Annotated in this window: 17 protein-coding genes; 14 read left to right on the plus strand and 3 right to left on the minus strand. The window is 47.0% G+C overall.

Annotated features, from left to right (window positions below):
- Nucleotides 1-70 precede the first annotated feature (70 nt).
- Nucleotides 71-466, minus strand: coding sequence for a hypothetical protein (locus tag I2494_RS12095; protein ID WP_218467224.1), 396 nt, complete (start codon nt 464-466; stop codon nt 71-73).
- Between the two features lie 451 nt (nt 467-917).
- On the opposite strand from I2494_RS12095, the gene I2494_RS12100 reads away from it, so the two are divergent.
- Nucleotides 918-2330 carry an alanine/glycine:cation symporter family protein gene (locus I2494_RS12100; RefSeq protein WP_218467223.1) on the plus strand — a complete coding sequence of 471 codons (1413 nt, stop codon included), beginning with the start codon at nt 918-920 and terminating at the stop codon, nt 2328-2330.
- Between the two features lie 266 nt (nt 2331-2596).
- A complete protein-coding gene (trhA, locus tag I2494_RS12105) occupies nt 2597-3244 on the plus strand; it encodes a PAQR family membrane homeostasis protein TrhA (RefSeq protein ID WP_218467222.1) in 648 nt (215 codons plus the stop codon).
- A gap of 44 nt (nt 3245-3288) precedes the next feature.
- Here the strand turns inward: trhA and ygfZ are convergent, their stop codons facing one another.
- The gene (gene ygfZ / locus I2494_RS12110) at nt 3289-4287 is read right to left on the minus strand and encodes a tRNA-modifying protein YgfZ (protein WP_218467221.1); all 999 of its coding nucleotides are present in this window, start codon (nt 4285-4287) and stop codon (nt 3289-3291) included.
- Between the two features lie 334 nt (nt 4288-4621).
- Between ygfZ and sdhE the strand changes: the two genes are divergently transcribed.
- The 9 genes from sdhE (at nt 4622) to I2494_RS12155 (ending at nt 20541) form a co-directional block, all read left to right on the plus strand.
- Nucleotides 4622-4885, plus strand: coding sequence for an FAD assembly factor SdhE (gene sdhE, locus I2494_RS12115; RefSeq protein WP_218467220.1), 264 nt, complete (start codon nt 4622-4624; stop codon nt 4883-4885).
- The gene (locus I2494_RS12120; protein WP_218467219.1) at nt 4860-5291 is read left to right on the plus strand and encodes a protein YgfX; all 432 of its coding nucleotides are present in this window, start codon (nt 4860-4862) and stop codon (nt 5289-5291) included. The genes sdhE and I2494_RS12120 overlap by 26 nt, the downstream gene beginning before the upstream one ends.
- 53 nt (nt 5292-5344) lie before the next feature.
- Nucleotides 5345-6025, plus strand: coding sequence for a two-component system response regulator CreB (creB, locus tag I2494_RS12125; RefSeq protein ID WP_218467218.1), 681 nt, complete (start codon nt 5345-5347; stop codon nt 6023-6025).
- Entirely contained in the window at nt 6022-7452 is a 1431-nt protein-coding gene (gene creC / locus I2494_RS12130; RefSeq protein ID WP_218467217.1) for a two-component system sensor histidine kinase CreC, read from the plus strand. The genes creB and creC overlap by 4 nt, the downstream gene beginning before the upstream one ends.
- Nucleotides 7453-7565: 113 nt before the next feature.
- A complete protein-coding gene (gene creD, locus I2494_RS12135) occupies nt 7566-9113 on the plus strand; it encodes a cell envelope integrity protein CreD (RefSeq protein WP_267081287.1) in 1548 nt (515 codons plus the stop codon).
- Nucleotides 9114-9534: 421 nt separating this feature from the next.
- The gene (locus tag I2494_RS12140; protein WP_218467215.1) at nt 9535-11259 is read left to right on the plus strand and encodes a ShlB/FhaC/HecB family hemolysin secretion/activation protein; all 1725 of its coding nucleotides are present in this window, start codon (nt 9535-9537) and stop codon (nt 11257-11259) included.
- An 11-nt stretch (nt 11260-11270) separates the two neighbouring features.
- Nucleotides 11271-11810 carry a toxin-activating lysine-acyltransferase gene (locus I2494_RS12145; RefSeq protein ID WP_218467214.1) on the plus strand — a complete coding sequence of 180 codons (540 nt, stop codon included), beginning with the start codon at nt 11271-11273 and terminating at the stop codon, nt 11808-11810.
- 65 nt (nt 11811-11875) lie between these two features.
- Nucleotides 11876-20224 (plus strand): hemagglutinin repeat-containing protein, encoded by an 8349-nt coding sequence (locus tag I2494_RS12150; protein ID WP_218467213.1) that lies wholly within the window; start codon nt 11876-11878, stop codon nt 20222-20224.
- Nucleotides 20224-20541 (plus strand): hypothetical protein, encoded by a 318-nt coding sequence (locus I2494_RS12155; RefSeq protein ID WP_218467212.1) that lies wholly within the window; start codon nt 20224-20226, stop codon nt 20539-20541. Before I2494_RS12150 ends, I2494_RS12155 begins: the two co-directional genes overlap by 1 nt.
- Before the next feature lie 49 nt (nt 20542-20590).
- On the opposite strand, the gene I2494_RS12160 is transcribed toward I2494_RS12155, so the two are convergent.
- Nucleotides 20591-20815 carry a SymE family type I addiction module toxin gene (locus I2494_RS12160; protein ID WP_218467211.1) on the minus strand — a complete coding sequence of 75 codons (225 nt, stop codon included), beginning with the start codon at nt 20813-20815 and terminating at the stop codon, nt 20591-20593.
- A 154-nt stretch (nt 20816-20969) separates the two neighbouring features.
- Here I2494_RS12160 and I2494_RS12165 point away from each other — a divergent pair, with 154 nt between their 5' ends.
- The 3 genes from I2494_RS12165 (at nt 20970) to I2494_RS12175 (ending at nt 22035) form a co-directional block, all read left to right on the plus strand.
- On the plus strand, nt 20970-21140 hold the full coding sequence (locus I2494_RS12165; RefSeq protein ID WP_218467210.1) for a hypothetical protein: 171 nt from the start codon (nt 20970-20972) through the stop codon (nt 21138-21140).
- Between the two features lie 128 nt (nt 21141-21268).
- Complete coding sequence (locus tag I2494_RS12170) at nt 21269-21679, plus strand: hypothetical protein (RefSeq protein WP_218467209.1); 411 nt, start codon at nt 21269-21271, stop codon at nt 21677-21679.
- Nucleotides 21680-21693: 14 nt separating this feature from the next.
- Nucleotides 21694-22035, plus strand: a complete 342-nt coding sequence (locus tag I2494_RS12175) for a hypothetical protein (RefSeq protein WP_228350940.1) — start codon at nt 21694-21696, stop codon at nt 22033-22035.
- Nucleotides 22036-22162 lie beyond the last annotated feature (127 nt).

Below are 22162 nucleotides of genomic sequence, written 5' to 3' on the forward strand. Positions count from 1 at the left end.
GTATTCCGGCCGTGATGATTAATTTTGTGTGCGGCCGGAATCTCTTTTGTATCTTGTATTAAATCGTCCGTCAGCGAATGCCACGAATAGTGATCCCTCCGATTTTCCCACCCGGTTTCGTGGTTGTGCTGTTCCCGGATTGGCTACTCTCGTCTTCGTTTGATGCGCTGTTGGTTTTACCACTGTTGTTAGCGATCCCTGCTTTTTTAATACAGTATCTGGCAGTATCTTCCATCACTTTCTTAATCTGTGTCTGTGTTGGGTTATTCATTGCCTGAATTTTTTCTAAATCTTTCTCCTGACGAGATTCAACACACTGACAAACCTTTATCGCCTGAGAGCGCGTAATTTTTGAGTTAGTTTGTTGCTGCATGTCCGCACAGGCATTGACATAGTCACTATTAGCGGCCAGCACATTACCGCTTATCAACATCATGGTACATAACAACAATGCTTTTTTAAGCATGGATTTCATCCCTGATAGCTGGTGTATGGTGAGAAACCATTATCTGGACTCAGATAATGATTAATATCATTGTTTTGGTAACGCATCATCAATCTTAATATCAAAACTAGCCAGACTTATAAGGTGAAAACGTGATCATTTTCACTATCACGCATATTAATAATTGCATTGTGGTACTAACAGCTTATATGGAATAACCCTATCCAACGCTTGATTATTAGTGTTATATTTCCCGCAATATGGGGAGGTGTTTTCTTTCTCTGTCATTTTGCAGCGCTCTCTTGCATATCTTACTGATATACCAAGGTTCGTTCCCTTGGTGTTTTGATTGGGTATGTCAGGCTGCCAAAGTGAGAAAAGTGACAGACTACTCATATACAACAATGACGTGCGATAACGCACGCGTAAAAATTGCAAGCAAACACACAACATAACTAAGAGAAACTAAAGTATGGAGATACTTGAGCAACTGGTCGATCGGGTTAATAGCCTGCTCTGGGACCATCTATTGATATTCCTGCTATGCGGAACGGGGATCTACTTCACCATTCGTTTAGGTTTTATCCAGATTAGACATTTTGGCTCCGGCGTTAAAGCGCTGTTTGGCGGCATGTCGCTTAAAGGGGATAAAGCAGGCAAGCATGGGATGAGTTCATTCCAGGCGGTGGCAACCGCCATTGCAGGTCAGGTAGGAACAGGGAATCTGGCCGGGCCGGCAACGGCAATTCTGGCTGGTGGACCGGGTGCTATCTTCTGGATGTGGGTCTCCTCTTTTCTGGGGATGTCTACTATCTATGCTGAAGCCATTCTGGCACAAAAATTCAAAACCAAAGATAAAAACGGACAAACCGTTGGTGGCCCTGCGTACTATATTGAGCAAGGTTTAAAGTGTAAGTGGTTGGCCTGCGTTTTCGCCGTGCTGATTATTTTTGCTTTAGGCTTCATCGGTAATATGGTGCAGTCCAATGCGATTGCTTCTGCCTTTAACAGCTCTCTTGGTGTTCCAAACTGGCTGATGGGCGTGATCATGGCTATCGTGGCCGGTGTGGTGATTATCGGTGGTATTCGCAGCATTGCTTCTTTCAGTGAGAAAGTGGTGCCAATTATGGCCATCTGCTATCTGATAGGTGCTTTTACTATTCTGGCATTTAACTACCAATATGTTTTGCCCGCTTTTGAGTCGATTTTTATCGCAGCATTTAATCCGCAGGCGGTTGTCGGTGGTGGTGTAGGTATTGGTATTCAGCAGGCGATGCGTTTTGGTATTGCCAGAGGTCTGTTTGCCAACGAAGCCGGTATGGGTTCTACGCCTCATGCTCACGCCGTTGCCCGGGTAGCAAGACCAGAACAGCAGGGCTTTATTGCCATGATGGGTGTGTTCGTGGTGTGCGTTATCGTTACCGTGACTGCTTTGGTCATCATTACTTCAGGTATGAAGGAATGGGATGCAGCGGGTCGTGTTGGTGAATCTTTCCTGAGTATTTTCCACGGTCAGGGAATTACCGTGACACAACAGGCTTATACCTATGTGTTTGGCCATTTCGGTAGCTTGTTTATCTCGGCATCGCTATTCTTCTTTGCGTTTACCACCATTATCGGTTGGTATTATTATGCAGAGAACAACGTGCGTTATCTGTTTAGCTCAACATCGGCAGTCCGTATTTATCAGTTCCTGGTGATTTGCTTTATTTTTGTTGCCTCACTGTTTAATGTCGAGCTGGTGTGGAAAATGGCAGATATGTTCAATGGTTTGATGGTGTTACCGAACCTTGCTGCATTGCTGTTGCTTTCACCGATAGTGATTAAGCTGGGCAAGATGGCGGGATACGGCAGCGGTATTGCGGATCCTGAACCGGGCCAATAATATTTGTAATGATGACTGCTCACGATGTGAGAACTTATCGAATAACTAACGGCAGCCCCTGAAAAGGCTGCCGTTAGTGTTTAAACATAACGCTTGCTGAAACCAGAATATTTTTTCAACAGTTTCCCTCCGGTAAATATTTCTACAGATTTACATAAAATATTCAGCTTACATGTGTACACTGAAATGATTCTCATATACTCTGATATCGGTTGTGAATATGAAAACTATCGACGTTGTTTTTATCCTGAATAAAAGGTCACCGTATGTCAGCGTCTGTTAAACAGGGTTACTCCGTAGCCGAAGAGATTGCCAATAGTATTAGCCACGGCATTGGATTTATATTAGGTATTGTCGGGCTGGTATTACTTTTAACTCAGGCCATCGGCAAAGATGCCGGTTCCCTGGAAATTACCAGTTATAGTTTGTATGGCGGCAGTATTATTCTGCTGTTCCTTGCCTCAACCCTTTATCATGCTATTCCCAATCAAGCCGCCAAGCGTCGGCTAAAAGTGTTTGACCACTGTGCGATTTATCTGTTGATTGCCGGTACCTATACCCCCTTTTTGCTGGTGGGTTTAGGCTCTCCACTGGCGCAGGGACTCATGGTGGTTATCTGGAGTCTGGCTCTTATTGGTGTGTTGTTTAAGTTAGCATTTACTCACCGTTTCAAAGTGGTATCGCTGGTGACCTATTTGGGAATGGGGTGGCTCTCTCTGGTGGTGATCTATCAGATGGCGGTGAAGCTGTCAGTAGGGGCGGTTGGGTTATTGGCCGTGGGCGGAGTTATTTACAGCCTTGGTGTTATTTTCTATGTGAATAAACGAATTCCGTTTAATCACGCTATCTGGCACGGATTTGTGCTGGGTGGCAGCGTTTGCCATTTTCTGGCTATTTATCTGTATATTGCCTGATGAGCGTTTGGCTTCCTGCTGCGTTGCAGGAAGCCAATGACATATTACGCTTTGTCTGCTTCTTCCAGTGAATAAGGTAGCGGTTGAATAGCTAACTGACTGGTTACATCATCTTTTACCCGCAGAACGGCATCACTCTCCAAATCGTTATTTAATACGGCCTGTACCCAAATGGTGTTGTCCGTCAGCTTGACTGAGGCCAGTACAGTACCGGTACGACGCCAGTTTTCTCCCAACTGCAATTCCAGATCGTCGCCAGTATTTGGCAGACTCAGTGCTTTACCCGCCAGCCAGTACATAGCGCGTTTATTTGCGCCGCGGTATTTAGCACGGGCAATCATCTCCTGTCCGCTGTAACAGCCTTTGGTGAAGCTGATGCCATCTAAAGCCTGAATATTGGTGGCCTGAGGAATAAACTCATCGCTGGTGGCGCTATCAATTACCGGAATACCTGCTTCAATATCCAGCGCAAGCCACTGGCGGCTATCGTTTAGTGCCGCTTTACCCAGCAGATAACCATATAAACTGTTCGCCTCATCTTGAGTCGTCACAACCAGGAAGCGCTCGGTTGGCAGCGGGAAGTGTAGAATGCAGGTATCACCATGTTGAACTACCGACGTGGTGGCATCCGGCAGAGTTGCATAAAGGGATGACAACATGGTTCGGGCATGACTACCAGCGACACCCAAAAGTACCGCATCGTTTTTCTGTTCAATAGTGACTTTAGAAAACACGGCATATTTTTTCAGCTCAGTGAGTTGAGTCTCACATACGCTGCTGCGTTGCAGATAGGCTAGCGCATCGCCATATTGAAACAGACGAATAGCACTCCACATTTTTCCTTTGGCATCACAGTGAGCGGTTAACTGATGCCGATCCGGCTGTAGGGCAAACACGTCATTACTGAGCTGCCCTTGTAAGTACTTACGATTATCTTCACCGCTCAGGGTCACCAAAGCCCAGTCTTCCAATGAGATGAGTGTCAGCGACAAGTCAGAGGATGGACAGGCTAACTGAGAAGGTAGTGGGGATTTATAAGTCATAGGTACTCCAACATAAATAGAACGATATACAGATGAGCCCGGATAACAAATTCAGGGGCCGCCATATTGCGGCATTAAGCTGTGGCATAGTTTACTTAACAATAACGAAATGCAGTATAAGAATCGTGGTTCTTTCTCTGGAAAGTTTTTCGTTAGTGAAGGCCTGATGTTGAATCCGGGTAAACACCATGTTCTATCGAGTATAAGTCAGATTTGACACAACAATTTCGATCTTTATGGCAAATTTAAGCTAACTTTATCTGTAGCCTTTCCCAAATCCGAGCCAAATTGTTACTCTACACCACCACGTAACCTGATATGAGTAAGAGTCATAATGGATATTAATAATAAAACCCGAATTCACTGGGCGTGTCGCCGCGGAATGCGTGAACTGGATATTGCCATCATGCCGTTTTTTGAGAATGACTATGACAGCTTATCGGATGAGGATAAACAAGTATTTATTCGTTTACTGTCATGTGAAGATCCTCAACTGTATCGCTGGTTAATGAATCAGGCGATACCGGAAGAGGCGGATATGGCCCGTATGATTAAAATGATTCAGAAGAAAAATGCCGAACGTAGTTCTCTGGCATAGTGACATTCGGGTTTCCTGGAAAACCCAATGCATTTCACTGTTGATACATGGTGCTCTGGTGCTATTGGTGTTGCTCTCCCCGTGGAATGATGGTTATTGGCCATTATGGTTAACGCTGGTTACTCTGGTGATTTTTGACTGTTTGCGCAGTCAGCGTCATATACAGCGGATGCAGGGGGAGATGATACTGCTGAGTAATTATGATGTTCAGTGGCACCGTGAGGAGTGGCGCCTATCCGGCAAACCGATGATGCTTAAGTGGGGTATTATGCTGAAGCTGGCTTCTGTTTCCGGAAAGTACTCCCGCCGCCGAGTCTGGCTGGCAATTGACAGTATGGATGCAGAAGCATGGAGTAGCTTACGTTTTCATCTTCTTCAGCTTGATAAACAACAAAATAAGCATTAAAAAATGATGAAAAGAGCGCAGATAGCCTGGATGAAAGGATATGGAATAAGGTTATGTCACTAATTTGGCTGGTTGAAGATGAAGCAAGCATCGCGGATACCCTAATCTATACGCTAGAGACGGATGGTTTTGACGTTCGCTGGTTTGAACGTGGCGAACCGGTGCTGGCGGCTTTGAATCAGAGTCGTCCTGCATTAGCTATTCTGGATGTTGGGTTGCCAGATATTAATGGTTTTGACCTGTGCCGTCGTATGCTGGCTCAATCTGCTGACTTGCCGCTGATTTTTCTCACCGCCCGTAGCGAAGAACTGGATCGTATTGTTGGTCTGGAAATTGGCGCAGATGACTATATTGCCAAGCCTTTTTCTCCACGTGAAGTGAGCGCCCGTGTTCGAACTATCCTGCGTCGTCTGGAAAAACAGCAGCGTATGTTACCCAGTTATGGTGCATTTGGGCTGGATGAAGAGGGTGCAACTATCACCTTCTGCGGTCAGACATTATTGCTAACCCGCTATGAATTTCTGCTGCTCAGAACGCTGATTAAATCACCTCGTCGGGTATTCTCCCGTCAGCAACTGATGGATTTGGTATGGCAGGATGCAGAAGAGAGTCTGGATCGCACCGTGGATACCCATATCAAAACATTAAGAGCTAAACTGCGCGCAATTTCAGAAGAAACCAATCCGATTCAGACCCATCGCGGTTTGGGATACAGCCTGAGCCCTGATAAATGAGAATCGGTTTTCGATTATTGCTCGGCTTTTTTATGATTGTGGCGGTGGCCGCCTACTTCGTTATGAATATTTTTGTTCAGGAAGTGAAGCCCGGAGTTCGGCGAGCAACAGAAGGCATGATGGTGGATACCGCAAACCTTCTGGCACAAATTGCCGAGCAGGATATCCGTAATCGCAATCTGAGCCAGGGTCATATCGCTCAGGCTTTCTTTGATATTAATCGTACGCCGATTGGTGCGCAGATTGACCATATCGTTAAAAATCGTATGGAGTATCGGGTCTATATTACTGACAGCAAAGGTAAAGTCATATTTGATTCCAGCGGCGAAGCGCTGGGGCAGGATTACTCGCGCTGGAATGATGTCTACCTGACCCTCAGAGGAAAGTACGGCGCACGTAGTACCCGTCTTGATCCTGACGATGAAAGCACTTCAGTAATGTATGTCGCTGCACCGATTAAATCCTCTGACGGTAAGATTATTGGGTCGTTAACCGTCTCCAAACCCAATCAGACCATGCAGCCAGTCATTCGCCGTAGTGAACGCCGGATGGAGATCGCAGGCGGCATATTATTGGGTATTGCGTTAGTGATTGGAGCCGGCTTTGTTTGGTGGATTAACCGTTCTATTTCCCGATTAGTTCGTTACGCCAGTGAAGTGGCCGATGGTCATGCACCGACGTTGCCGAAAATGGATAGCCCGGAGCTATCCAGCCTGGCTCGTGCGCTGGAGAGTATGCGAATTAAACTGGAAGGTAAGGATTACATTGAAAAGTATGTCCACACCTTAACTCATGAACTAAAAAGCCCTCTGGCAGCCATTCGTGGCGCGGCAGAGATTTTACAGGAGATGCCACCAAAACCCGTAGCTCAGCGCTTTATCAGCAATATTCAACAGCAGAATGAACGGCTACAGCTGCTGGTTGACCGGATGCTTCAGCAGGCTCAGGTTGAGAGTCGAATTCGTCAGGAGCTTGCACCGGTCGATCTGGCTGAAGTATTACACAGCGTTATTGCTGCCAAAGAGGCACAAATTACCCACCGTAAAATTCAGTTAACCAGTCAGATTGATGCTCCGGTCAGCGTTCGTGGCGATAAGCTGTTGCTGGAACAAGCTTTCAGTAATTTGTTAGATAATGCTTTGGACTTTACGCCGGAAGGGGGCGAGATCGCCATTAGCGGTGAGTTTATTGATAAACATTACCGAATTATTGTGGCAGATAGCGGGCTGGGTATGCCGGAGTATGCGCTGGATAAAGTCTTTGACCGTTTTTATTCTCTTCCCCGTCCGGATAAAGAAAAAAGTACTGGTTTGGGCCTTAGTTTTGTGCGGGAAGTCGCCTCTATTCATCAGGGAACCATTCGTTTGGTGAACGGTGAGCAGGGGGGAGCAAAAGCTATTTTCATTCTGCCGGTGAAAGAAAAATAAGTTATCTGACTTGATATAAACCTGTTACTTCACACTGCCTTCACACAACATCATCATCTGTTCACGCAGCACATTTATCCTGACCTCATAATAGGGAACAGGAGTGTTTGGTGATGTTTAAATCAACGTTATTTTGGAAAGTTTTTGTACTTATAGTGCTAACGTTACTGATGTTAGTACCTATTGGCATGGTGCTGGAGATGATTGATGGTCGTAATCAATATCGGGAAAGTGTCATTAGCCAGATTAAGGATGGAACCAGCGGTGAACAAACGGTGATAGGGCCGATATTAGTCGTTCCCTATGTGCGTCTTGAGACTGAATTAGTCAGCGACGGCACCAAAAAAGGAAAAACGATAAAAAAAGTTAACCGGGTACAGGGGCAGAGTTACTTTTTGCCGGATGATTTAGCCGTTAATGGCAGTGTCAATGTAGAGCCACGCAAGGTGGGTATTTATCAGACTCAGGTTTATCAGAGTCAGCTACAGTTCAAAGGCACCTTCGGCAAGGTGAACTTTACTAATAACGACAAAATCATCTATGAAAAACCTTATCTGGTATTAGCTCTGGCGGATTCTCGCGGCATTACCGCAGTACCTACTGCCAAACTTAATCAATATCAGAGTGCATTTGAGGCGGGAACGCGCTATACAGAGTTTCCTCAAGGGATGCACGCTGTTTTCCCGGAAGCGATACTGACATCGCCACAGCCTCTGGATTTTGAATTTACTGTTTCTCTACAGGGAACTGGCCATCTGGCACTAATGCCGGTAGGGGCAACCTCAACGTTTAATCTTAGCGGCAACTGGCCACACCCGAATTTCCTTGGGCAGTTCTTACCGAAAAAACGGGAAGTTACCGAGCAGGGCTTTACCGCCAGTTGGGAGAGTAGTTGGCTGGCTAATAATATCAATAACAACTTTGGCCGTTATGATATGAGCGATATTCGCAGAAGCCAGGCTCAGGCGCGTTCGTCAGGTTCTTACAGCTATGCTGAAACGGAATACAGTGAAGGCAGCAGGATATCGAGTTTTCCAACGTTCAGTACCAGCTTTATTGAGCCGGTTAATCATTATCAGTTGAACACGCGTACCGTGAAGTATGCCATTCTGTTTATCAGCATGACTTTTGTTGCCTTTTTCCTGTTCGAAGTACTGAAGTCGTTATCGATTCACCCTATGCAATACTTGTTGGTGGCAGCAGCCCTGATGGTGTTCTACGTTATTCTGTTGGCGCTTTCAGAACGTATTGGTTTTGCCTGGGCTTATTGCATTGCGGCAGTAAGCTGTAGCAGCCTGATTGGTTTCTATTTAAGTGCGGTATTGAAAGGGGTATGGCGCGGTATCAGCTTTGCCGGCGGGTTATTGATTTTATACGCTGTACTCTATGTCCTGTTGCAATCTGAAGATAATGCCCTGCTGTTGGGAGCCGGATTACTGTTTGTGGTATTGGCGGTCATTATGACATTGACACGTCGTTTAGACTGGTACAAGGTTGCATCGCCAGCATCGCCAGCATCGCCAGCATCGCCAGCATCGCCAGCATCGCCAGCATCAACATCAGGTGGCGGAATGCAACCTTCCGGTGATGCCAATATTGAGTCAGTGGCAGAGCACGATGAGGATAGTCTGGAGCGAAGGAAATATCGGTTATGGAAATAATGTATTTGAACTGACCGATGGTTCGTTATAGTTATCACTGACCCCATATTTTAGCGAATGCTTGAGTACGGGGTTTTTCACATGTCATGATCCACTTTTGTCAGACGTGCCTGGCAACATAGCCTGCGTTATCGCCTTAAATAATTGTTTACAAATTTACTCTAAAATTAATCCTCGATTAATCATACTGATAGTTATTGTTTTGCAGCAACGCCTCTTCTCCTTTCTGAGTGCCATTTTCCTTGTGAAAGGATGATCTTCAGGCGGAAAAAACAATACGTGCATCTCATATAATACTCTGTTGTATAAGTTAAATTAGAATAATAACCTATTGTTATTAGTCGTTGGCTGCCGTTTAATAAGGCCTTCTGAAATTATCGTCTTAATTTCTTATAACGGATAAATTTACCACGGACAGGGTATGTGCTTTAAAAACAATCATAATCTCATCAATCGAAAAGGGACGCTTTCGCATTTTTGGGGGGCAGTCGCGTTACTGCCGTTTACTTTTTATGCTCATTCAGCGCCTGAGTTGAACAGCATCAATAACCAGCAAATTATCAATCAGCAAGAACGCCAGAAGGCACTGGAAGAACAACTTGCGCCGGAACAGCCTGATGTGCGCCTGGAGCTGCCTGCGGGTAGTTCAGCGATTGCTCAGTTCCCCTCAGAATCGAACTGCATCACCATCAATCAGGTGACGTTAAGCGGTAGTGAACATTTAACCAACTGGCTGATGTTACAGCGGGTAGCCAATCAGGCTAAAGGGCACTGTATCGGTGGTAAAGGCATTAATTTGCTGATGAGCGCCATTCAAAATCGGTTGGTTGATCGAGGTTATATCACCAGCCGGGTATTAGCCCCTCCGCAAGACGTAAACAGCGGTGAACTGAAACTGCAAATTATGGAGGGCAAAGTCAGCCATATCCTGTTTGCCTCGGAAAGTGACAGTTATATTCAGATGTTCAATACCTTACCGGTATCTGAAGGCGATTTACTCAATCTGCGAGATATTGAGCAAGGGGTAGAGAACCTGAGACGAGTGCCCACTGCACAGGCGGATGTCAATATGCTGCCGGGCGCCGAGCCGGGAGAAACCGATTTAGCTATCAGTTGGAAGCAGAGCCGTCACTGGCGGCTGGGTGCATCTTTAGATGATTCCGGCACCACCAGTACTGGCCGTTATCAGGGGGGATTAACCCTGTATGTGGATAACCCACTTTCTCTGAGCGATACCTTCTATATTTCCGGCGGCCATGACCTGCAATGGAAAAATGATCGGGGTAGCCATAACTATACCGCTCACTACTCCGTGCCTTATGGCTACTGGGGATTTAATGTCACCACCAGCGCCTACAGTTATAACCAGAAAGTAGCAGGCCTGATTGAGGATTATGACTACAGCGGTGATAGCAACAATCTGACCTTTGGACTGAGCCGTTTGTTGCATCGTAATGCCTCACAAAAAACCACCCTGACTTACGATGTGCTGCTGAAATCGACCCGTAATTATATTAACGACACCGAAGTGGAAGTTCAGCGTCGTAATACTTCAGCCTGGCGTCTGGGCTTACAGCATCGTCATTATATTTACGCCGCCACGCTGGATGCCGGGGTGAGTTATCAGCAGGGTACCCGCTGGTTTGGCGCACAGCCAGCACCAGAAGAGTACACCGGTCTGGCGACGGCCCTGAGTAAGATAGCTCAGATTTCCGCCAATCTGGACGTGCCTTTCAGCCTGTTTGAACAGAAATTCAGCTTTCGCAGCCAGTACCAGCGCCAGCTTCCTTCCTCCACCAGCCTGACCTCACAGGATCGCTTCTCCATTGGCGGTCGCTATACGGTGAGAGGTTATGACGGCGAACTGAGCCTGTCAGCGGATCGGGGTTGGTTCACCCGTAATGAACTGGCATGGCAAACGCCGCTACCGTCTCAGGAACTCTATGCAGGATTGGATTACGGCGAAGTGGGCGGCAGGGGAAGTGAGTACCTGCTGGGGAAACATCTGGCGGGGGCCGTACTGGGGTTAAGAGGTAACGCCTTCAATACCAGCTATGACCTGTTTGCCGGTATTCCTACCTCAAAACCGGATGGCTTTAAAACCGATCCGGTGACGTTAGGCTTTAATCTTAACTGGCAGTATTAAGGAGGCACGAGATGAAATATGGAAACTTTCATATTACCGCCCCGTTGATGCTGGGTGGTGAAGTGAATGAAGCGGAGGTTCTGGGTGCATCGGTCTGGTTATGGATGCACTCCCCACAACACAATACCGCATCATTAAATACGCTACCGACCCTGTTACTGCCCATTATTAAAAATCAGCAGTTTGTTTTAGTCAGTGAAGGCAATAAGCCGGTGTTTTTTCTGTCGTGGGCGTGGATGAATGAGCAGGCAGAATACCGCTACTTTACTGAAGATTTCCTGATGTTCAGAGAAGAGGACTGGATCAGTGGTGAACGCTTATGGATCCACGACTGGATAGCGCCATTCGGTCATTCGATAACCATGAAGCGAATTGTCACTGACATCATTTTTCCTGAACACTTTGGCCGCATGATTTATCACAAAACCAAAAATTATCAGACTAAAACCTGGTATGGAAAAAATACCCGGCGTTTAGAGCGAGAGCAATGGTACGGGGAACATCCTGTTATCAAAGATGAGTCAACATTAGCTCAGTTAGCTCAACCGTAAAATCAGTAACCCTGTCTCTGGCAGATGTGAATAACTAAAAAAAGACCAGTAAAAGGATTTCACGAATGAATAAGAATTTATACCGGGTTATTTTTAACCAGGCCCGTGGTCAGTTAATGGTAGTACCGGAGATTGCCGGTGCACATTCTGCTGGCGGAAGTCCCCGTGTTTCATCCGGAGCCGGGCATACCTTAAGTCAACTGATTGCCGGCCTTAAACCCCTGACGTTGTTGACCAGTATGGCGTTGGGGTTGTTGGCTATTAGTATGCCGGTACAGGCAGATATCGTGGCAGATCACAGTGCGCCGGGTAACCAGCAGCCAACGCTCATCAGCAGTGCCAACGGCACGCCGCAGGTAAATATTCAGACACCGAGCGCCGCAGGCGTATCGCGCAATACCTACAGCCAGTTTGATGTGGATAATCGCGGAGCGATACTGAATAACTCAGCCGCACCGGTACAGACTCAACTGGGTGGTTATGTCGACGGCAACCCGCAGGTCATACGAGGTGGGGCTAAAATTATTCTTAATGAAGTCAATTCCCGCAACCCAAGTCAGCTTAACGGTTATGTGGAAGTGGCCGGGCAGAAAGCTCAGGTAGTTATTGCTAACCCATCGGGTATTACCTGTGACGGCTGTGGTTTTATTAACGCCAACCGTGCGACGCTGACTACCGGCACGCCAAATCTGGTGAATGGTCAACTGGAAGGCTACAACGTCCAACAGGGTAATGTGACCATTCAGGGTAGAGGAATGGACAGCAGCCAGCAGAGCTATACCGATATCATCGCCCAATCGGTGAATGTAAATGCCGGAGTCTGGGCCAATGAGCTTAACGTGGTCACCGGCAAGAACAAAGTCAGTGCTGATGCCAGCCAGATTGAAAAGCAAGGAAGCAGCGATGCTTCCAGTCCTCAATTCTCAATGGATGTCACCGCGCTGGGCGGCATGTACGCCAACACTATCCGCATGGTGGGAACCGAAAATGGTGTGGGTGTTCATAACGCCGGGCATATTGGCACGCAGGCGGGATCGGTAGAATTGACCGCCGATGGTCGTATTGAAAACAGTGGAACAATAAGTAGCGGTCAAAACCTGACAGTCACGACGACGGAAGGGCTGACCAACAGCGGTACGCTGTTTGGTAAAAATCAGGTTCAGCTCAGTGCTCAGGGAGATATGGTTAACACTGCTTCCGGGCAAATGGGGACTAACGGGGAGCTTAACGTCACCACGCAGGGTAACCTGACCAGTCAGGGGGTGATAGCGGCAGACGGTAACACCAGGGTCAGCGCCCGTCGGAAATTAAATAACAGCGGTACGCTCTCTTCAGGTCAGGAACTTCGGGTATCGGCCAGCAGTATTGATAACAGCGGTACGTTGCAGGGCAAAGGGCGTACAGCCATCAGCACTCCGGGATATATCAATCAGGCTGCCAGCGGGAAAATCAGCAGCGGTGGTTTTTTAAGCATTGACAGCGGTGACTGGATGACCAGTTACGGCAGCATCTGGTCTGCGGACGCCGCGTCTCTTAGCGTTCAAAATGCGCTGTTAAACGCCGGAACCCTGGATGCCGGGCTGAGTCTGACTTTGTCTGCCAGTCATATCAATAACAGCGGGGCGATTTACGCCGGTGGCGATGTACAGGCACAAAGCCGCAGTAGCCTGCTCAATAGTGGAACTCTGGGCGCTGATCGGGATATTACCCTGAATGCGGCGGGTGAGTTCTCCAGTAACAATACGATTTATGCTAAAGGCAATGCCCGGTTAACGGCGGGCAGCACAATTAGCAATAATGGCACGCTGGCTGCGGATGGATTGCTGAGCCTGACTACACCGGGCGCGTTATATAACAACGGTACGCTATACAGTAAAGGCAACCTGTCATTAACCGCAGACCAGTCGGTGACCAGCTATGGTTCTATCGGTGCCGACGGTGAACTGAATCTGAATACTTACGGGGCGCTGTTTAATAATCAGATGCTGTACGGTAAAGGTCAGACAACCCTTAATACCGGTGGTGATGTTACCAACCATGGCGTGATAGGTTCTGACAGCCGTTTGTCTCTGACTACACCGGGCTGGCTACTCAATACCGGCACCCTGTATAGCGGTGGTACGATGGCCGTGGCGGCCAACGGGCAGGTCACCAACGGCGGTACCCTCAATAGCGGTAGCGATTTATTCCTGACCACGCAGAGTGCGCTGTATAACGGCAATACAATTTATGCCAGAGGTCATGCCTCCCTTAACGTTGCCGGAGCAATGACCAATGATGGCACCCTTGGCGCTGACCGCAACCTGACGCTGACCGCCGGTGGCGATATCCTGAATAACGGTACACTGTACAGCCAGGGCGTGGGGAAATACCTTACCGATGGCAGCTTTACCAATAATCACCTGCTGCACAGCGAAGATTCGTTGTTTGTGGATGCCGACGGAAATATCCTCAATGACGCGGATATCTATGCCTTTGCCGGGCTGGATTTCAGCGCCGGACAACGGATTGATAACCATGCCCAGCTTTACAGCGGCGGGGCACTTAACCTGCATGCGCTTGGGGATATCAACAATACCTCAACGCTGGCAGCGCTAAACGATATTGTCCTTTCCACCCACTATTTTAGCAACGGCAGCAATGCCCTGCTGGCAGCCGGCGTGCAAAGCAATGGTCAACTGGCAAACGCCGGAGATATCACTCTTCTCAGCACACAATCTGTCGATTTACAGGGGCAGACGCTGGCCTCCGGCACTCTGAATGTGGATGCGAACGGCATTAATCTTGCTGACGGTCTGGTGAGTGCCGGCGCGGTGAATCTGCAGGGGCATAGCGGTGAGATAAACACCGACCGCGCTCAGCTCTACGTTAACAATGGCTTCAGTGCACACACCACCGGTCACTGGAGCAACCTTGACGGTCAGCTGTACGCCGGCGATATGCATCTTAATGCCGGGTCGCTGACCAACGATGCAACAGGGGTTATCAGTGCCCAGTCCACTAATCTCACTTTGAGTGGGCTTTTAAGCAACAGAGGACTGATTGACGGGCTGCTGACGCGTCTTCAGGCCAGTCAAATCGATAACTATGGCACTGGTCGCATCTACGGCACCTGGCTGGGTTTACAGGCAGATGTGATTAATAACCGGGAAGAGGATGGCACCGCTGCCACCATCGCCGGTCGTGAAACGCTGGATATGGGGGTGGGTACCTTAAACAACTACACTCATTCGCTGATATTCAGCGGTGGCAATCTGTCCATCGGTCGATTGCTGGATGAAAACGGCAATGCCATCGGTATGGGTGGCGTGTTGAATAACCACAGTGCGACGATTGAAGCGCTGGGGGATTTAAGGTTGTCGATGGGGCAGGTGAATAATGTTAATGACCATTTTTTAACTGAATTCAGAGTGGTATCGCAGGAAAATATTCTTGAGTACGCAATGAATGCCAGCAGCCGTCACTACTTCCTTGATGAGGTCAGCTTTACCTTCAATAGTCGTGGCGTTTCCACATTGTATACGCCGGATTCGGATAGGGGGGACGATGACTATTATGAGTTTACTTATGTCCGAACCACGCAGGAAAACGCCATTGTTGAAACCGACCCAGCGAAAATTTTAGCTGGTGGTAATCTGCTGATTACTGCGGATACGGTCAATAACGATAAGAGCCAAATCGTTGCGGGAAATGTATTGAATATTGCCGCAAATACCCTGAATAACACAGAAATTAGTGGTACCCGCATTATTACTGAATCGGGGATTATGCAGCATCGATATTCAACCCCAATTGGTGGTGTACGGGTACAGGGGCATCATGATTATGATTACTCCCCGGCTGCTGTGTATCAGGATATCATGCTAAAAGCCTCTGAAACGGTAGGTAACACCCAGCCGGAGGGGAGTGGTGTCTCGATTAATGCGCGTCAGGAAGGTTTGGCTCCGGGCGATAGTATTGGCGGCATCAGCATTGAACGAGTGAATATCCAACTGGCGGGTGTGAATGGCATGCAGGATGTCAGCGTGGTGACACGTCCTCCGAGTCTGAATCTGACGTTACCCAATGCCAGCCTGTATAAAATCAATCCGGCAGTCGGCAGCCAGTATCTGGTAGAAACTGACCCTAAATTTACCCAGCTTAAGCGTTGGTTAGGTTCGGACTACATGACCAGCCAGTTAAAGGCCGATCCGAACAATATGCATAAACGTTTAGGCGATGGTTACTATGAGCAGCGCCTTATCAGTGACCAGATCATCAGCCTGACAGGACAGCGTTTTTTAAACGGCTACGCGAATGACGAAGAGCAGTATATGGCGCTGATGAACAGCGGCGTTGAGTTTGCTCAAAAGTACAACCTGTCGTTAGGCGTAGCGTTAACAAAAGAGCAGATGGCTAATTTGACCTCGGATATCGTCTGGCTGGTAAGCCGTGACGTGACCTTACCGGATGGCACTATTCAGACGGTTTTGGTGCCGCAGGTATATGCCATGGTCAAGCCGCAGGATATTGATAGTAACGGTGCTCTTTTAGCAGGTAAGCAAGTCAATTTGCAACTGAGTAATGATTTGGTGAATCAGGGGCGCATTCTGGCGGGCGATAAGCTGAACGTGCTGGCGCAGAATATTCAGAATATGGGCGGCAGCATTAGCGGTAATAACGTGGCGCTGCTGGCGAATAATGATATTAATAATATTGGCGGACTGATACAGGGCAATGACAGCCTGAAGCTTCAGGCCGGTCATGATATCAATATTATTACCACCACCAATCACAATGAAAAAGGCGGAACTAACAGTTCGTCCCATACCAATATCAATCAGGTAGGAGCCTTGTCGGTTAATAACGATAATGGCGTGCTTCAGCTTTCATCCGGTAATGATATCAATCTGACAGCGGCGTTGATTATTAACGCCGGTCAAAATAGTGAAACATCTATCGCGGCGGGTCACGACCTGAATATGAATACCGTGACGGAAGAGAAGCAGCGTGACTATATCTCTGCCAGTAAGAACAGCTCGCGTAAAGAGGCAAGCTCACAGGATATCGGTACCCAGATTAGCAGTAGCGGCAATGTTACTCTGTCAGCGAAAAATGATATCAACGCGAAAGCTGCTCAGGTCATGGCCGACGGTCAGTTAGCCGTAGTGGCCGGAAACGATATTAATATTATCGCCGGACAGTCGACTGATCATGTGGAGAGCACCAGCAAATCCACCAGCCGCAGCGGTATGACCAAAACCGTGACGACAAAGCAGGTCGTGCATGATGTGCTTTCGGCGGAAAGCAGCAATTTTAGTGGTGATACCGTCATCATGAATGCCGGAAACGACCTGCGAGTTGAAGGCAGTCAGATAACCAGTACCAATGATATGGCATTACATGCCGGTCACGACCTGACGTTGACGACAGCGCAGGAACAGCAGGATGATCTTGAGATAATTCGTAAGAAAAAGAGTGGCGTGATGAGCTCCGGTGGTATCGGGGTGACATATGGCAAGATAGATGAAAAGTCGAGTAACACCAGCCATCGTGTTACTCAATTGGCTAGTACTGTGGGCAGCACTGAGGGCAATGTTACCCTGAGTGCCGGAAACAATCTGACGGTTAAAGGTTCAGATGTTATCGCTCAGCAGAACATTAACCTGACAGGTAAAAACGTCACTGTTGAGTCAGTGGAGAATCAGACCAACATTCAGGATAAGTACGAACGTACTCAGTCTGGTGTGACTATTGCACTGTCCGGCGCTGCCGGTAGCGCTCTGAATGCAGCAGTAACCGAAGCCAAACAGGCACAGGACACTCAGGACAGTAAAATCAAAGCGCTACAGGAAATCAAAGCAGCGTTGTCGGCAGTTCAGGCCGTGCAGGCCGGTATGATGGACTTGCCTGACAGTAGTGAAGGGTTTGTGGGTATCAGTATTTCCGGCGGTACCCAACATACCGAATCCACCACCGATACCAAAATTCGGGCGGCGCAGGGCTCCGCTATTGCCGCAGGGAATAATCTGTCCATTACCGCCACCGGTAACGGTGAGAAAGGCGTTGACGGCGATATCACCATTAAAGGCTCTGCCATTAATGCCGGTAATAACATGATTCTGGACGCCAATCGGGACGTTAACCTGCTGGCGGCGGCGAATACTCAAAAAACTGACAGCGAGAACAAGAGCTACGGTGGTAACGCCGGGGTGAGCTTTGGCTGGGGCGGGGGTAAAAACGGCCTGCGTTTCTTTGCTGATGCTAACTTCTCGCAAGGGAATATGCATGCAGACGGTCTGTACTGGACTGAGAGCCAGTTAGAGGCGGGTAACAACCTGACCATCATCAGCGGTCGGGATACCAACCTGATTGGTGCACTGGCGAAAGGTGATTCCGTGCTGATGGACGTGGGTCGCGACCTGACCGTTCGTTCGTTGCAGGACACCGATGATTACAGCTATGAGCAGTACTCGCTTAATATTGCAGGCAGCTACGGCACCGGCTTTGACGGCAGTCTGGGCTTCACCATGGACAAGATGGACAGCACCTGGGCCAGCGTCAATGAGCAGAGCGGGATTTATGCCGGCAAGGGCGGTTATGACATTACCGTGGGTAAGCACACGCAGTTAGATGGTGCAGTGATTGCATCTGACGCCACAGCCGACAAAAACAGTCTGGATACCGGTACGCTGGGCTGGAGTGATATTAAGAACCATGCAGATTACGACGTCAGCCATGTGTCGATCAGCGTTGGCTCTGGTGGTGGCGCACCAATGGGCTTCCCGGGAACACCGATTGTGGTGGCCTATGGTGACAGTGCCAGTAGCACCACCCATGCGGCGATTGCGGATGGTTCTATCACTATTCGGGATAAGGAGGGTCAGCAGCAGGATATTGCCGCCATCAGTCGCGATACGGAAAATGCCGCCAATCCGCTGGATAAAATCTTCAATGCTGAAGAAGAGATGCGCAATCTGGAGGCGATTAATCTGGCGGGGCAGATAGTTTCGCAGGTGACGACGATTGCGACCAATATTGGGGTGAAGGCGGCGCAGGATGAGGCGCATGCTAAAGCGGATGCACAAAAGGATGCGGCGGCGAATGACCCGGCGATTTTGGCAGAAGCGAGAGCCAATCTGAAAAAGGCGGGTAACGAAAACCCAACTCAGGAAGACCTCAACAAAGCCACGTATGATGTGGTGTATCAACGAGAGTTTACGATTGCCAATGAAAAGCAGATGAAAGAGTACGGCACAGGTAGCAATGTGCAACGGGCTATTCAGGCGGCAGGTGCGGCGCTTACCGTGGCGATGGGCGGCGGTAGTGCAGGGAATGCGGCGGCGGCGGCTTCAGCGCCGTTTCTGGCTCAGGGTGTGAAGAAGCTGGCGGATGCGAATTTCCCGATAGACGAGGAACACCCGAACAATGCGAACCTGTTTGCCAAAGTTATCGGTCATGCCATCGTGGGTCTGGCGGTTGCGGAAGGTTCGGGTAATAATGGCCTGTCTGGTGCGTTGGGTGCGGCCAGCGGTGAGCTGATAGCGAAGGCAATAGCGGAGGATCTGTATCATAAGAAGACTGAAGATCTGACGGAAGCCGAGCGTCAATTTATTGCTAATATGACCTCAATCGCCACCGGCGTGGCGGCGGGTTTAGTAGCTGATAATACGGCGAATGCGGGGACGGCTGCTAGTGCAGCGTACAACGCTGCGGTTAATAACTATCTGAGTACAGAAGATATCACTACGTTTACTGAAAAATACGCGAATGCTAAGACAGATGAAGAAAGAGAGCAGCTTAAAGCTGAACTCAGCCAGTTAGATAAAGATCGGCAGCGTCAAGCTTTAGTAACAGGTATTCCGTTGAATGAACAAAGAGCGGAATTAGAGAAATTGAAGCAGCTTGCTGCTTCGTCAGACTGCGTGGGGCAATGCCAAGAGTTGGTTAATTACTCTATCTCTGAACTGGAGCCAGTGGTTAATAATCCAGAGCTACACCAAAATAATATTTTCAAAGGTGTTTTGGCCGGTGTTATCTATGGATTGACGGTTGAAAAACCTTCAAGTGGAAATGCTAATGCTTCGCCATTAACTAGAGAACAGGAACAGTTAATCAAGAATGCTGAATATATAACGACAGCTAAAGGTATACAAAATCCATTCCCACGCGATCTGAATGAGAAAATTGTGTGGAATCAGGTACGAGCTAATCCAGTGCAGGGAGAAAAGTTATTGGGTCTAAATAGTGACCCTCGTTTCCCTACATCGGCTGGATTCCAGAAGATGGAGGTTAGCCATAAACTTCCAGATGGTTCAAGCCTTACTATTCACTACCAATACAACTCTTATACGGGTAAGGCTTATGATATGAAAATGGTGAATCCTCAACGTAATTCATTACAGTCAGGGCCTTCCCTTAAGGATAACAAATAATGAAGATTCAGGAAAAAGATGGTGAACTTGTTGATATTTATTCAATATATTGGGTTGGTAATGAAACTTTGTTTTTAGGATTCCCAAGAGGTTATGGTGGGTTGAAAGCATATAACTTATCGAAAGTAACTGTGGTTGATAAAGATATAAGTGGTGAATTTGTATTCCACCAATTTAATAATATGAATAGTATTTGTCATTGGGCGTTAATCAAAGAAAGGTTATTAGATGATCTTCTTGAATTAGATGAAACTGCTTATAAACGCTTCCTTGAGATCCTGAAAGCAGAAGGTCAAATAGATTCAGATTTTTATTAATCATCGGCTCTCCCAGCCATAAATTTGGCTGGGAGATTTGTTTCAACCATCAAATATTAACCACCTCCTCAATCACCACTCGCCCCCGCTCAGTGGTCACAGTCACCGCCTGCCCGGTCGTAAACCCCAACTCTTCCAGCCACTTACCGCTGATTTTAATCTGTGGACTGGGGCGAGTTTTACCGCCATTCGGGACATATCCCACGGTGTAATGACGGGGTTGTGGTTGTTTTGCGTTAACTGTGGGTTGTGATTTACAATTGCGCTCAGTCATAAGTAACTATTCCTTCTCTGTCTGGTTGCTTGTGGTTAGACACCCGGTTAGTGCTCCAACACTATCGGGTGTTGCTATTTTAGTGGTTGTAAATGAGTAACTATTACGTTGTAATTACAATTTACTACTGAATAATAGGATGATTGTAATTACAATGTCAATCGAAAAAGCCAAGACCGATCAATATCAAATCCGTTTATCTCATGAATTACGTGCTCAGTTAGAAGATGAGATGCGCAAAGACGGTGATTCATCACTCGCGACCTGGATTAAACGAATACTGCGTAAAGAATTACAGCAACGAGGTGTTACGCCTAAAGGATGATAAATAAGTTTTAGTTTACCTAATTTCAGATATCGGCTGACTAGTTAGCAGTGATGCGGCCCTGCTGATAGCGTAGTGAATATGGCAGTGAACGAAAATAAACAATTGCAGAATATACAAGGAATATTATGTCTATAATTTATGGTTATATTAAGTCCTCTGCACTTGATGATGAGAGATTAGATCTATTTAATAAAGCGGTATTGCAGGAGTTGCCTTACTGCGGTGCATATATTTGTCGGGATATGTTTTCAGTACTGCCTTATGGTAATAGGGCCACAAGTAAATACTCTCATCTTATTCATTTTGCAGCAGAGTATAACAATATCTATGTTATGCCAGATGAATGGTTAGAAGAGTTCGAATGCCTCTTGGCTAAATTATGTTGGAATAGAGCTTGTGTTATTGAAACTTATTCAGGTAATCGGTTTGAATGGTCAGCAATATATAAAGATAAAATAATTCCAGAAAAAATAGAAGCGACTCAAGAATGGAATAGAGCAGCTTATGATTCTTACCATTATTTAAATGAAATTTGATAGAGATATCTTATATGTATAATGAATTTAACTTATGTATATCAGATTTTAGTCATGATGTTTCTTCAGAAGATTATTGGTATGATTGCGGTATATTGGAAGCAACGGAGCTACTTAATAAATTTGATGAAAATGATTGGGAAGTGTTAATCGAGCAATTAAAACATAAGTCTATACTTTGGCAAAAGAGACTTGTAGAGTGTTTGGGGGATTTACATAGCTCATATGAATTAAAAGTGATTTTAGAACTGATTAATACAGAGGATAAAGATATACTTGTTACTTGTTACTTGTTACTTGTTACTTGTTACTTGTTACTTGTTACTTGTTACTTGTTACTTGTATTGATTCGCTAAGGTGTTTGAATTTATCAAAATTGAATCAAGATACAAAAAAACAGTTATTAATTAATGCGAGCTTATTAATAGAAAAATCTACACCTCCAGTTAAAAAGGTATTAGAGGAGTTCATTAAGAAAAATTT

Origin of the sequence: Limnobaculum allomyrinae, assembly GCF_016649425.1 — a bacterium.
Taxonomy (GTDB): Bacteria; Pseudomonadota; Gammaproteobacteria; order Enterobacterales; family Enterobacteriaceae; genus Limnobaculum; species Limnobaculum allomyrinae.